Source organism: Gilliamella apicola (assembly GCF_003202655.1).
Classification (GTDB): Bacteria; Pseudomonadota; Gammaproteobacteria; order Enterobacterales; family Orbaceae; genus Gilliamella; species Gilliamella apicola_R.
Genome location: NZ_QGLR01000012.1, coordinates 117277 through 130347 on the forward strand (window position 1 = coordinate 117277; position 13071 = coordinate 130347).

Annotated in this window: 12 protein-coding genes, 1 pseudogene and 1 riboswitch; of the genes and pseudogenes, 2 read left to right on the plus strand and 11 right to left on the minus strand. The window is 36.5% G+C overall.

Going from position 1 to position 13071, the window contains the following annotated elements:
* Positions 1 to 32: 32 nt before the first annotated feature.
* From ribB to eco, 6 genes and pseudogenes are all read right to left on the minus strand, one after another.
* Positions 33 to 671: a 3,4-dihydroxy-2-butanone-4-phosphate synthase gene (ribB, locus tag DKK70_RS10400; RefSeq protein ID WP_110433935.1), complete on the minus strand. Its 639-nt coding sequence runs from the start codon at positions 669 to 671 to the stop codon at positions 33 to 35.
* Between the two features lie 150 nt (positions 672 to 821).
* Positions 822 to 960, minus strand: a riboswitch (FMN riboswitch).
* 106 nt (positions 961 to 1066) lie between these two features.
* On the minus strand, positions 1067 to 1825 hold the full coding sequence (locus DKK70_RS10405; protein ID WP_110434114.1) for an ABC transporter permease subunit: 759 nt from the start codon (positions 1823 to 1825) through the stop codon (positions 1067 to 1069).
* Between the two features lie 243 nt (positions 1826 to 2068).
* Positions 2069 to 2941, minus strand: a pseudogene (gene potH, locus DKK70_RS10410) (putrescine ABC transporter permease PotH); the annotation flags it as partial.
* A 324-nt stretch (positions 2942 to 3265) separates the two neighbouring features.
* A complete protein-coding gene (gene potG, locus DKK70_RS10415) occupies positions 3266 to 4402 on the minus strand; it encodes a putrescine ABC transporter ATP-binding subunit PotG (protein ID WP_219999759.1) in 1137 nt (378 codons plus the stop codon).
* Between the two features lie 101 nt (positions 4403 to 4503).
* Positions 4504 to 5613, minus strand: coding sequence for an extracellular solute-binding protein (locus DKK70_RS10420; RefSeq protein WP_110433936.1), 1110 nt, complete (start codon positions 5611 to 5613; stop codon positions 4504 to 4506).
* Positions 5614 to 5926: 313 nt separating this feature from the next.
* On the minus strand, positions 5927 to 6421 hold the full coding sequence (gene eco, locus DKK70_RS10425) for a serine protease inhibitor ecotin (protein WP_146210870.1): 495 nt from the start codon (positions 6419 to 6421) through the stop codon (positions 5927 to 5929).
* 107 nt (positions 6422 to 6528) lie between these two features.
* Between eco and ydiK the strand changes: the two genes are divergently transcribed.
* Both ydiK and pssA read left to right on the plus strand, forming a co-directional pair.
* Positions 6529 to 7575, plus strand: coding sequence for an AI-2E family transporter YdiK (gene ydiK / locus DKK70_RS10430; RefSeq protein WP_181415989.1), 1047 nt, complete (start codon positions 6529 to 6531; stop codon positions 7573 to 7575).
* A 152-nt stretch (positions 7576 to 7727) separates the two neighbouring features.
* Positions 7728 to 9083, plus strand: a complete 1356-nt coding sequence (gene pssA / locus DKK70_RS10435) for a CDP-diacylglycerol--serine O-phosphatidyltransferase (protein WP_110433938.1) — start codon at positions 7728 to 7730, stop codon at positions 9081 to 9083.
* 64 nt (positions 9084 to 9147) lie between these two features.
* Here pssA and DKK70_RS10440 read toward each other — a convergent pair whose 3' ends face one another.
* The 5 genes from DKK70_RS10440 to DKK70_RS10460 all read right to left on the minus strand — a co-directional run bounded on the left by DKK70_RS10440 (position 9148) and on the right by DKK70_RS10460 (position 13055).
* Positions 9148 to 10131, minus strand: coding sequence for a sugar-binding transcriptional regulator (locus DKK70_RS10440; RefSeq protein ID WP_110433939.1), 984 nt, complete (start codon positions 10129 to 10131; stop codon positions 9148 to 9150).
* 19 nt (positions 10132 to 10150) lie between these two features.
* Positions 10151 to 10930 (minus strand): triose-phosphate isomerase, encoded by a 780-nt coding sequence (locus DKK70_RS10445; protein ID WP_110433940.1) that lies wholly within the window; start codon positions 10928 to 10930, stop codon positions 10151 to 10153.
* A 70-nt stretch (positions 10931 to 11000) separates the two neighbouring features.
* Complete coding sequence (dhaL, locus tag DKK70_RS10450; RefSeq protein ID WP_110433941.1) at positions 11001 to 11651, minus strand: dihydroxyacetone kinase subunit DhaL; 651 nt, start codon at positions 11649 to 11651, stop codon at positions 11001 to 11003.
* Positions 11652 to 11668: 17 nt separating this feature from the next.
* Positions 11669 to 12667 (minus strand): dihydroxyacetone kinase subunit DhaK, encoded by a 999-nt coding sequence (locus tag DKK70_RS10455; protein ID WP_110433942.1) that lies wholly within the window; start codon positions 12665 to 12667, stop codon positions 11669 to 11671.
* 40 nt (positions 12668 to 12707) lie between these two features.
* On the minus strand, positions 12708 to 13055 hold the full coding sequence (locus tag DKK70_RS10460; protein ID WP_110423750.1) for a Lin0368 family putative glycerol transporter subunit: 348 nt from the start codon (positions 13053 to 13055) through the stop codon (positions 12708 to 12710).
* Positions 13056 to 13071 lie beyond the last annotated feature (16 nt).

A 13071-nucleotide genomic window follows, 5' to 3' on the forward strand; every position in this document is an offset into this window, starting at 1 on the left:
ATAATCAATTCGACAGTTAATCGTGGTTATAGTTAATTTGATTGGCGATAGGCCACTATATCTTCAATTGTGACTACCGGTAGCTGATGCTGTTTTGCAAACGCAACAACTTGTGGCGCTCTAGCCATTGAACCATCATCATTCGTTAATTCACAAATCACTGCTGCTGGTTTATAGCCCGCTAATGCCACTAAATCCACAGAGGCTTCGGTGTGTCCCCGACGGTTTAATACCCCACCCTCTTTGGCAACTAATGGAAAGACATGTCCGGGATGATTCAAATCACTTGGTTTAGCGTCGTCGGCGACCGCAGCTTTTACTGTAGTGACCCTATCCGCCGCTGACACGCCGGTGGTAACACCTTTTGCCGCTTCAATAGTAATGGTAAAAGCGGTATGATTTTTACTCGTGTTATTGGCAACCATCATTGGTAGTTCCAATTTATCACAATAGGGTTGCGGCATACATAGACAGACGATACCACTACCATATCGAATAGTTAGTGCCATTTGCTCGGTTGTGATTGTTTCGGCTGCCCAAATAATATCCCCTTCGTTTTCACGATCTTCATCATCTAAAACTAATACGCCAGATCCAGCTTTGATTGACGCGATTGCTCTTTTTACGCGCTCAATTGGGGTTCCGAATTCATTTAAATTAAACTGATTCATGGTAGATACCTATCCTGTTTTATTAAACTAAATATATTTATTCTTAATTAACTAAACTAAATTTATTAAGCATTAAATATATTAAATACCAGAATCAGGGCAAGTGCTTGACCATAGTGATTTTGCTATAGCGCAAATATAGAAAAGATAAGCTACTCTCTTTCATCCAGACTTTAACTGTCGGCTTTGGAATCTCACCAAATCTGCTGTCCTTAATAAAATAGAATTTTACTAAGCGCTCGTGGGCTATACCACCGGTGGGGAATTGCGCCCCGCCCTGAGAATTTTGTCAGTAACCTGACTGCGCACACTATAATATAAAATGGCTAAAAAAACACGTATATTTTATAAGGATAAAAAAATTGCCGCAAAAGCGGCAATAATTAATAGATAGATTATCGCATGCGAATCTCTCTTAAATGCCGTTTTTCGGCGTTACGCATCCAAAGCCATGAAATAAAGCCGATAATACCAACAATTAGTAAAATAATGGTCGCTAAGGCATTAACTTGTGGATCGACACCTAAACGAACTTTAGAAAATACCAGTTTTGGTAATGTCATTGCCCCCGGTCCGGTAACAAAATTAGCAATAACCACATCATCAAGTGATAAAGTAAATGCCAATAACCAACCAGAAACCAGTGCTGGTGCAATCATTGGTAAAGTAATTATGAAAAATACCTTTAATGGATTAGCACCGAGATCTAAAGCCGCTTCTTCGATTGACTTGTCTAACTCTCGCAATCTAGCACTAATAACAACAGTCACATAGGCGGTACAGAATGTTGCATGCGCCATCCAAATAGTCAATGCACCGCGTTCTTTTGGCCAACCAAGCGCTTGTCCCATTCCGACAAATAGCAATAACAAGGCTAAACCAGTAATGACATCAGGCATAACTAACGGTGCCGTAGTCATAAACGAGAACAGGTTAGAGCCACGGAATCGTCTAAAGCGAATGATAGTAAAAGCAGCTAAAGTACCCAGTACAATCGCTAATGAGGCAGCACCTGCCGCGATAGTCAAACTCAATCCTACTGCTTTGAGTAAAGTATCATTATGTATTAACTCAAAATACCATTTGGTTGAAAATTCTGCCCATACCGTTACCAGCCTTGAACTATTGAACGAATAAACAATCAGAATAATCATAGGGATATATAAAAAGGAAAATACTACTAAGAGAATCAATCCTTTTAAACATCTCACTAATAACGCGATTACTACAATAGTTGTTAAAATAAGGCTAAATAGCAAGCATCCGACATATAAGCTAGCACTACCTAATAGTGCAAATCCTGATGCAGAGATCAAAACCGATAGCACTATTGAACCGAATAATGCAGCAATAAAAACAATCAATGCTGAGCGCATGACTAATGGTAAATTATTCATTTATTTACCTCCCATTTGTCGGTTCTGGAACTTATTAAAGTAGTAGATAGGTACAATTAATATCAATAACATCACTGTTGCCACTGCTGACGCGGCTGGCCAATCGTGATTATTGAAGAATTCAGTCCATAGCTGTGTACCAATCATTAGACCATCGGATGGACCTAATAATTCTGGGATAACATATTCACCTACCGCAGGAATGAATACCAACATGCCTCCGGCAATAACACCATTTTTGGTTAACGGTACAATAATCTTGAAGAAGGTTTTAATTGGTTTACAACCAAGATCTAACGCCGCTTCAATCAGTGTTGTGTCTACTTTACTTAATGAGGTATAAATTGGTAATACCACAAATGGTAAATAAGAATAGACAATACCGATATAAACCGCCAGATAGGTTTTCATTATGATTAATGGCTGATCTATAACCCCTAACCACATTAAGAAATTATTTAATAGACCATTAGGATTTAAAATTCCAATCCAAGCATAAACCCGAATTAGAAACGAAGTCCATGATGGCAAAATGATTAATAACAATAAAATATTTCTGGTTGACGGTTTACATTGTGAAATAGCCCAAGCCAAAGGGTAACCGAGCAAAATACATAGCAATGTGGAAATTGCAGCAACTTTTAATGATTGTAAATACGAGTCTAGATAAATAGTATCTTCGAGTAAATTAAAATAATTACCAAAGTTTAAAACAATATTAACTAGGCCATCTTCATAACTTAGTAGTTCAGTATAAGGTGGTACGGCTATCGCCACTTCGGAAAAACTGATTCGAAATACAATCAAAAACGGTAATAAAAATAGCAACAACATCCAACAATATGGAATAGCTATTACTAATAGACGGCCGTAGAGTGTCATCAAATCAGAATCATCACGTTGTAGTCGCAACTTACGATAAGCATAATAGATCGCCACTAAACCTAATCCAGCAGGTATATATAAAATACTGCCGGCTATAATCAACCGATAAGCAAATTTAGATGGTTTATAATGTGCCAAATATGCGCCAACACATGATACTAATAAACTCAATACCATTGACGTAAATAACGCATCTAAAAACAGATTGTCAAATGCATTGATGGTTACAAAACGTAAATAAACACCAAGTAACACTAAGGCATTTAACAACAAACCCCATAAAATGGATCGCATCAATTTATCCTCTTGTGTTTATTCGGTCAGCACAACACAGCTATCAATTTCCCAACTTAAGTTGACAGTATCACCCCAAGTTGGCATTCCTTTACGATAACGGTGTTCGTTTTGTAGTTGAGCAATAATAATCTGTCCACTTTGTAATTTAACATGGTAAATCGACAGATCACCTAAATAAGCAATTTCAACCACTTCACCCGTGGCAACGTTGTAGCCATCGGCTGGAATTTCATCACAAAGTTTAATTTTTTCCGGTCGTAATGCGACTTGAATAGGTACACCTTCAACCGCCGGTGAATCGTAATCGACTTTTAATGGATGTTTAATCATCGGACAACTGATAATTAATCCATCTTCTAAGGTCTCTTGTAAAATGCCGTCAAAAACATTTACAGAGCCAATAAATTCTGCACTATAACGGCTATTTGGATGTTCATAGATCTCTTCAGGCTCACCTATCTGCACAAACTGGCCTTTATTCATAATCGCAATACGGCCTGCCATAGTCATCGCTTCTTCTTGATCATGGGTAACCATTACGCAGGTTGCGCCTACTTGTTCTAAGATGCTAACCACTTCAAGTTGCATACGATCACGAAGTTGTTTGTCCAATGCGCCCATTGGTTCATCTAACAGTAGTAATTTCGGTCTTTTCGCTAAGCTTCTGGCTAAAGCAACACGTTGTCTTTGACCACCTGAAAGTTGATGAGGTTTACGTTTGCCAAACTGTTCCATATGAACAAGTGCCAACATCTCTTCAACTCGATGTTTAATTTCATTTTTATCTAATTTATCTTGTTTTAAACCAAAGGCAATATTTTGCTCAACCGTCATGTGAGGAAAAAGAGCATACGATTGAAACATCATATTAATCGGACGATTATAAGGTGGTACTTGTGATAAATCTTTCCCATCTAAAATAATTTGTCCGGAAGTCGGCTGTTCAAAACCGGCAAGCATCCGCAATAATGTTGATTTACCACTACCAGAAGCACCTAATAAGGCAAAAATCTCTCCGGTATAAATGGTTAAATTGACATCATCAACGGCATAATAATCATCATTAAAAACTTTGGTTAAATTTTTGATCTCCAATAATGGAGTTATCATCTTTTTTTTAGGCTGTACCTGAATTGTTGTTTTATCGTTCACGCTTTTTTCCTCATAACAACAAGCCAAAAAAAACAAGACGGAAAGATTTTAAATCTCCCCGTCTAGAATATATAAGTCAATTAGTTGACATTTTCAAACGGTTATTTACCCGTTTTCAGTTTTGTCCATGTGCGAGTAATCACACGTTCTAGTTTAGGTTCTTTTACCGTTAAAGTGAATAAATTTTCCATCACTTCTGGTTTTGGATAAACCGCTGGATCATTTCTCACTTCAGGTTTTACAAACTTATCGTTTGCAACTTTATTTGGGCTAGCAAAGTTAACATCATTAGTCACCTGAGCTGCAATTTCTGGTTTCAAAATAAAGTTTAAAAACTCATGTGCTTCATCAGGATTAGCTGCATCTTTTGGAATTGCAAGGGTATCAAAGAAAACCAGTGCACCTTCTTTCGGGATGTTGTAATTAATATGAACACCGTTATTCGCTTCGTTAGCTCTGTCGCGAGCTTGTAAAATATCGCCTGCCCAACCTAAAATCACACAAATATCACCATTTGCTAAGTCAGTAATATATTGAGATGAATGGAAATAACGAATATTTGGTCTGACGTTTGCCAACACTCCATAAGCAGCTTCTGTATAATCTTTAGCATCAGTGCTGTTTGGATCTTTACCTAAATATTTAAGCGCACTAGCAAAGATTTCAGTTGGCGCATCTAAGAATGCCACACCACAATCTTTGAGTTTTTCCATATTTTCAGGTTTAAAAACTAAATCCCAACTATCAACTGGGGCATTTTCACCAAGACGTTCTTTAACTTTATCAATATTATAACCAATACCTGTAGTCATCCATACATATGGAATTGCATACTTATTATCGGGGTCATGGTTAGCCATTAACTTCATTAAATTAGGATCGAGGTTGTTCCAATTAGGTAATTTACTTTTATCTAATGGTAAATAGATATCAGCTTTGATCTGTCTAGCTAAAAAACTGTCTGAAGGCGAAACCACATCGAAACCTGAATGACCGGCCATTAGTTTACCTTCAAGCGCTTCATTGGAATCATACACATCATAAACCAGTTTAATACCAGTTGATTTTTCAAAATCAGAGATTGTACTATTACCAATTTGACCTGCCCAATTATAAAAATGCACGACACGGTCTTTTGCTATAGCAGATTGAGATAGTGCTAGTGATACACCAGCGATGATTGAAAGAATTGTTTTACGTTGAGTAAACATGCTCACCACTTCTCCTCTAGTTAGGGATATTACATGTTAGACACAAGCCCATTGTTAAATACAACGGACCCCCAAATTTTACCATTATTATTGAATTTAATAATATGGCGAAACCGAGGTAATCAGGCAATCACAAGTCATTAATATAATTAATGAACAAGTAGAGCTAACCTTGCATTACGTGGGATAAAATACCTTTTTTTTTCCAGATGTCTACTTAAAAAATCAAATATTCTAAGATTAAGGATTGAGTGACTAGATTTTAATCAATCAACCCTTTATTAGCGAGCTATTAACAATTAATTTACTTTTTTTATTCGGCGTTAGCTTGCAAAATTTTTGCTTCCGGTTGCCATATACGATATTTAACCGTCACATCTTTTGGAACATAGAATACTAATGGCAAACGGCTGTTGTAATTTAATAAACCTAAATTATGATTGATTGTAACAAATTTATTCTCATTAGTACCTTCAGGGCAAGCCATCATAGTAGAGATGCTACCTTTAGCTTCTTCAACAACATAGTATGAGTAACCCCAACCTTTAAGCTCTTGTTCTTTAACAGTTCCACCTAAACTACGGGTATTACAATCCACATTCATCTCTTTACCAATTAGTATTTCTACTTTAGCGTTAGCTTCATCTTTTAAGCCTGGTAGATGAATTACATAACGAGTAGCGTCTGCTTTAGCATCGGGATAAGGTGCTATTTCATTTAACTTTTGCTCAGTTTGTTGAACCTTTTGCCCACTTGTACAAGCCGATAGTGCCATACCCATTAAAACTAATAACATTAATTTTTTCATTTTATACCTCCAATAAATTGTCTATTTTATACAACATCATATTCTTTTTAAAACATAATGCGTATAATAACACTATCTAGATTAAAGAATATGAGGTAAAAATGCCAGTGGAAAAAAAAACTGATGACTTGCTGAAACTTATTTTAAACTTATTATTAATAGGTTTACTTATTGTTGTAACTTATCGGGTGATCGAAGTATTCTTATTTGGCTTTTTTTGGGCGGTAATGGTGGTTATTGCAACTTGGCCATTGATGATAAAAATCCAACAAAAACTTTTTAATAAACGTTGGTTATCTCTTTTAGTCATGGCTTTACTATTGGCATTTGTCTGTGTTATTCCTTTTATTCTCATCATTAGCAGTGTTGCTCAGAATGGACATTATTTAATTGAATGGGTTAGAACGCTTTCTCATCGGGAATTACCTACTTTCGACTGGTTAATGAGTATACCGATGTTTGGCGAAGAACTTCACCAAAAATGGCTTGAACTTATCAAAACGGATGGCACGCAATTGATGTCCGATATTCAACCCTATATTGGCATAATGATTGGTTGGCTTTTAGAACAGGTGACTAATATTGGCGTTTTTATATTTCATGCTGGCGTGATGATTATATTTAGTTTATTACTGTTCCTTAGAGGAGAGAGTATTACCAAATATGTTTATGTTTTTGCTAATCGTTTATCCAAACAATATGGAACAACTACCGTTACCTTAGCTGGCCAATCGATACGTGCAGTCGCATTAGGCGTTGTTGTCACGGCTATTACCTTAGCTTTAATTGGTGGTTTAAGTTTTTTAATTACTAAAATGCCATTTCCTGGCATATTAACATTAGTTTTATTTATCTGCTGCGTTGCACAAATTGGGCCAGTTATTGTTATGCTTGGCTGTATTTTTTGGCAATTTTGGGATGGTCACGTGGTATCAGGTATTGTATTAATTGTAGTTGCCATTATATTAACAACATTAGATAGCGTAATGCGAGCCTATTTAATTAAAAAAGGTGCCGATCTTCCTTTTCTGCTTATTCTATTTGGCGTAATTGGTGGCATTCTGGCTTTTGGTATTATGGGATTATTTATCGGTCCTGTGGTATTAGCATTAAGTTACAAAATCATTCAAACTTGGGTTAATGAACAAGCTTAAATTTAACGTTAATAATATTAATTTGCATTAAAAAACAATTTGAATAAAAAATTAATTTAACCATAGGTTAAACTATGAAAAACAGGAGTGTTATTTTCTGACATAATTTGTGATATTCTACACTTTGTGTCAGATTTAATGATATTTAGATCATGCGAATACCTTTTATAAAATATAATCATCAAAAACATCTTGATGAGTTAGCTAAAATTCAGCAAAAAGCTGAACAATATCAAATTATCTACGATCCAAATTCCTATAGAATTGCTTTGCTTGAACATATCAAAAAAGCCCAACAGCGTATCTATATTGTTGCACTTTATTTAGAAAAAGATGAAGCCGGTCGCGAAGTTCTTGACGCTCTTTACCAAGCCAAAGCTGAACGTCCCAATTTAGATATCAAGATTTTTGTTGATTGGCATCGAGCGCAACGGGGAAGAATTGGTGAAGATAAAACTCAAACCAATGCTCGTTACTACTATGATTTAAAACAACAATATCCAAATATTGATATCCCAACTTATGGTGTACCGATTAATCGCCGTGAAGTACTCGGTGTACTACATTTAAAAGGCTTAATTATTGATGATACCGTAATTTATAGTGGGGCAAGTATTAACAACGTCTATTTACATAAATTTGATAAATATCGTTATGACAGATATCACTTTATCACCAATAAAGCCTTATCTGACGCTATGGTTAATTATGTAAATGACAACTTCCTACCACTTGAGGGTGTGCAACACTTAGATGTTAATGAACATAAAACCCGGAAACAAATCAAAGCGGCAATTAAAGCATTACGCCAACATCTTACCGATGCCAAGTACCAATATGTAGGCGATACTGATAATGATACCCTATCCATCTCACCACTAGTTGGCCTTGGTCGCAATAATCAACTTAATAAGATTATTCATCATCTAATCAATATTACTGAACAAAAAATCACTTTTTGTACCCCCTATTTTAATTTACCAAACATATTAGTCCGCGATATTATTCGCCTTCTAAGAAAAGGCAAACAAGTGGAAATCATCATTGGTGATAAAGTTGCCAACGACTTTTATATTCCTGAAGATCAACCTTTTAATATCTCGGGTGGATTACCTTATTTGTATGAAATCAACTTAAGACGTTTTGTTGAACGGCTACAAAGTTATATAGATAAAGAACAGTTAATCATTCGATTATGGAAAGATGGGGATCAAACCTATCACTTAAAAGGGATTTGGGTCGATGATGAATGGATGATGATTACTGGTAATAACCTTAATCCTCGAGCTTGGCGTTTAGATCTGGAAAATGCACTATTAATCCACGATCCAAAACATGAATTGCAAAAACAGATTAAGCAAGAACTTGCCACAATCCGTGAAAAAACGACCTTAGTCACCCACTTCCAGCAAATTCAAGCTAGCCAATTCTATCCAAAACATGTACATAAATTAATTAAACGTTTAAGCCGAATTCGGGTAGATCGAATTATTAAACGCTTACTATAATCTCAAGTTAATTAAAACGCTATTTGTCGCTTGGTGACAAATAGCGTTTAATCCAAATTGAATTTTACTTTGTTGTAGGCATTTTACTTTGTTGTAAACTTAGTACCGTTCTAGCATTTGAAGCACTGGTTGCAATGATATCAATCACCCCTGAACGAAGTGCACCTAAAATTGCCGTCGCTTTAGTGTTTTCTGATGCTATAGCAATCACACATGGGATATTACGTAACTCATCAATACTTAAACCAATTACCCGATCGTTCATGTTGGTATCAACTGGATTACCATTAATATCAAAGAAGCCATAACCGGCAATATCTCCGACAACACCTTGATTCAATGTTGCATAAGTCACTTCTTGTGGCGTAAACCATCCTAATTGCACCATGTAACAGTTTTCATTCATATCACCAATACCCACTAAGGCGATGTCAGCTTTACTTGCACGTTCTATGGTATCTTTAATTACTCGATTCTGCATAAACGCACGTTTGAGTTCACGGTTTTCAACATAAGCTGGCGCATATAAAGTTTCACTACTGGCACTGAATTTTCTTGCTAAACTACGGCTAATATGATCGGCGTCAATAATCTCGCCAACTCGCTGGGTACCACCAATACCACAAATAAATTTACACTGTTTTTCAGGAAAAACCCCTACATGGCTAGCAATAGCGGCAACATTACGCCCTTGGCCAACAGCAATTGTCATGCCATTCTTTAAGGTACTGGATAGATAGTTCGAAACAAGTGCCGCAACTTGTCGTCGTTGCTCATCTTCATCTTGGTGATCTAAAGCTATTAGCGCCCTTTTAATCCCAAAATTATTAACAAATTGTTGTTCAATACGCGAACTAAATACCGGATGATATTTGACATTAATTTCAACAATGCCTTCCGCTCGCGCTTTTTTCAGCAAGCGACCTACTTTAATACGGGAAATACCAAATCGCTGAGCAATCTCTTCTTGAGTTTGTTCATATTCATAGTAAGCAACGGCAATTTCCGTAAGTAGCTCTGACTCTTGTTTATCTTCAAATATATCCATTAGGCTTGCCTTTATTATCTTAACTTTGCTGATTAATAGCAGATAATATAGTACAAAAATCTTTAGCTTGCCATGCACTACGTCCAATAAATAATCCATCAATGTTCGGTTGGTTAATAAATAATGGAGAATTTTCGAGATTTACACTACCACCATAGAGTAAAATTACTTGATTAGCGGTATCGATATCATAAAGTTCAATCAGTGCAGAACGTAATTTAGTATGGATATATTCTGCTTCATCAGGGGTCGCAGGTACTCCTTGTTCACCTATTGCCCATATTGGTTCATAAGCAATAATAACCTTAGTCACCTGATTTTTATCAATGCCAAATAAAGCAATCTTCATTTGTTTAACCACAGTTTCGACTGATACACCCCAAGATTTTTCTTGGGCACTATCACCTATGCAAATTAATGGGGTTAAATTGTAGTTTAATGCAGCATGAACTTTTTTATTCACAAAACTATCTGTCTCGGCAAAATATTCTCGTCGTTCGGAATGCCCCATTTCAACTATGGTGGCACCAGTATCGGCAACCATATTGGCTGAAATTTCACCGGTGAAAGGCCCCGATTGGGCAAAATGCATATTTTGCACGCCAGTTAAACAGTTAATCTGGTGATTATTGATATAATCGGTGACATCCCGAACACAAGTAAATGGAGGAATAACAAATGGTTGAATATGACTTTTCAGATTTTCCGGATAAAAGGTTTTAAGTTGTTCACAAAAAAGTAACGCCTCAGCTAAAGTTTTATTCATCTTCCAACTTGTACCAATATAGATTTTTTTCATATTCAACCTTCCAGTATCTACTAAATATTATTTAAAATTCGTTAATTGCAATCAATAGCTAAGCCATTGATTAGGATATCGTTTTGAGTTGTTGTAAAAATACATTCATAATCATCCAAGCCGATTCAGAGCCGGGATCTCGATGACCAACTGCACGTTCACCTAAGCGTAACGCTCGACCTTTTTTGGCCATTAGCGGAATAGTTTTATCTGAACCTAACTTCATTTCATTTACACAATTTTCTAAAGTATTTATAGGATCATCACCTTCTTGATAATCTTTTAATATTGCAAGACCAGGAATTAAAGCATCGAGCATCGTTTTATCATTTAATTCAGCTTTTCCTCTCATTTGAACAGCTTCAACGCCATCTTGGTACATTTGACAAAATTCTTTAAATGTCACTTCTTGTTTTCCAATTATATGCGTCGCCATTTTCATGAAAAAACTGCCATATAATGGCCCTGATGCTCCTCCAACTTTACTTAAGAGAATCATACCTACTTTTTTCATTAATTCGGCTATATCAGTTACTGATTCAGAGAGTTGAGGTAACTGTTTTTCAACTTCACGAAAACCGATGGTCAAATTGATTCCATGATCACCATCGCCAATATCTGAGTCCAATTTACTTAAGTGGTCACGATTTTCTTCAGCCATTGCAGCCAATTTTTTAAAAGTCTCAATAAAATATGATTTATTTAGCATCAGAGCACACATCTCGATTCTCCTTGTGGTTAATAAGCAACTTTAAAATAAGGGGCATCACAAGGATGATCCAACAGTTGTTTAAGTTCTTGATCAAGTTTTATAACTGAAATAGACATACCAACCATATCCATTGACGTAACATAATTACCAACTAATGATTTATAAATCTTGATGCCTTTTTCTGCTAATAAAAGATGAGCTTTTCGATAACAAATATATTGATCCATCAATGCCAGACCGCCCAGTCCATTGATAAGTAACTCAATTTCATCACCCGATTTTAGTTTAGAATCAGCTAAGATATGATCGATTAATTGACTAACCACAACATCAGCCTTTTCTAGTTTAGTTCTTTCGATGCCTGGTTCACCATGGATCCCCATTCCTACTTCCATATCACCATCTTGCATTTCAAAAATCGGCTCGCCGGTAACTGGTAGTGTTGATGAAGATAATGCCACACCAATAGAATAAGTATTTGCATTGGCTTTTTGGGTAAGTGCCTTCACTTTATCTAAATCATAACCTTTAGCAGCGGCACTTCCAGCAACTTTAAACACAAATACATTACCAGCCACACCACGACGATCTTGAACATTTTCTGATGAATAAATATCATCAGTTGTGGTTACCGTTTCGACGCGAATACCCTCTTCGGCAGCAAGTTCGGCAGCCATATCAAAGTTCATTACATCGCCGGCATAATTTCCATAAACAAAAAGGCATCCCTTGCCGGCATCGACAGCTTTTACCGCTGCATAACAATATTCAGGGGATGGCGAGGTATTTACATTACCCACCGCTGCCGCATCAGCAAAATCTTTACCAACATAGCCTAAAAAAGCAGGTTCATGACCAGAGCCACCACCAACGATAATTCTTACTCTTGGTTCTGAGCTCATTTTTTTACTTACAATTACTCGATTACAATCTTGCTTGAGTTCTACGTAATCACTGTGTGCTAAACAGTAACCTTCTAACAGCTCTTCAACCACATCATAACCATCATTAATTAATCTTTTCATTGTGTTACTCCTTTCTATCCTTCAACCTTTTGTCTTTTACTTAAGAAACAAGAAAAAGTGACAAAACATATCCACCTACAATACCTGCGCTAACCGCAGCAACGATATTTTTAACTGATTTACGCTTGCTGCCACCGGTTAATGCTGAAGCAACCCAAACGCCAACACCAGCAGCTAACCCCTGATCTACCCAAACGGTACCACTTTGAGTAATCATCGGTGTGGCTATACCATGATTGATACACCATACGGTACCTACAATAAATGCCGCTGCCATCCACCCACCGATTGGCCCCCAATTATCAACCATTCTTCCCCAGGCCATTCGAATGACAAAAGGGAAAATGAAACCACCGATTAACGTTGCAATAGCTAATTGTATTGTCATAATCATTCACTCCTTA

Excerpts from the sequence above, each read along its gene's own strand:
- DKK70_RS10460 (WP_110423750.1), bottom strand. The coding sequence starts at position 13,055 with ATGACAATACAATTAGCTATTGCAACGTTAATCGGTGGTTTCATTTTC.
- DKK70_RS10440 (WP_110433939.1), bottom strand. The coding sequence starts at position 10,131 with ATGGATATATTTGAAGATAAACAAGAGTCAGAGCTACTTACGGAAATT.
- DKK70_RS10445 (WP_110433940.1), bottom strand. The coding sequence starts at position 10,930 with ATGAAAAAAATCTATATTGGTACAAGTTGGAAGATGAATAAAACTTTA.
- DKK70_RS10455 (WP_110433942.1), bottom strand. The coding sequence starts at position 12,667 with ATGAAAAGATTAATTAATGATGGTTATGATGTGGTTGAAGAGCTGTTA.
- DKK70_RS10420 (WP_110433936.1), bottom strand. The coding sequence starts at position 5,613 with ATGTTTACTCAACGTAAAACAATTCTTTCAATCATCGCTGGTGTATCA.
- eco (WP_146210870.1), bottom strand. The coding sequence starts at position 6,421 with ATGAAAAAATTAATGTTATTAGTTTTAATGGGTATGGCACTATCGGCT.
- ribB (WP_110433935.1), bottom strand. The coding sequence starts at position 671 with ATGAATCAGTTTAATTTAAATGAATTCGGAACCCCAATTGAGCGCGTA.
- pssA (WP_110433938.1), top strand. The coding sequence starts at position 7,728 with ATGCGAATACCTTTTATAAAATATAATCATCAAAAACATCTTGATGAG.
- dhaL (WP_110433941.1), bottom strand. The coding sequence starts at position 11,651 with ATGTGTGCTCTGATGCTAAATAAATCATATTTTATTGAGACTTTTAAA.
- DKK70_RS10405 (WP_110434114.1), bottom strand. The coding sequence starts at position 1,825 with ATGATTATTCTGATTGTTTATTCGTTCAATAGTTCAAGGCTGGTAACG.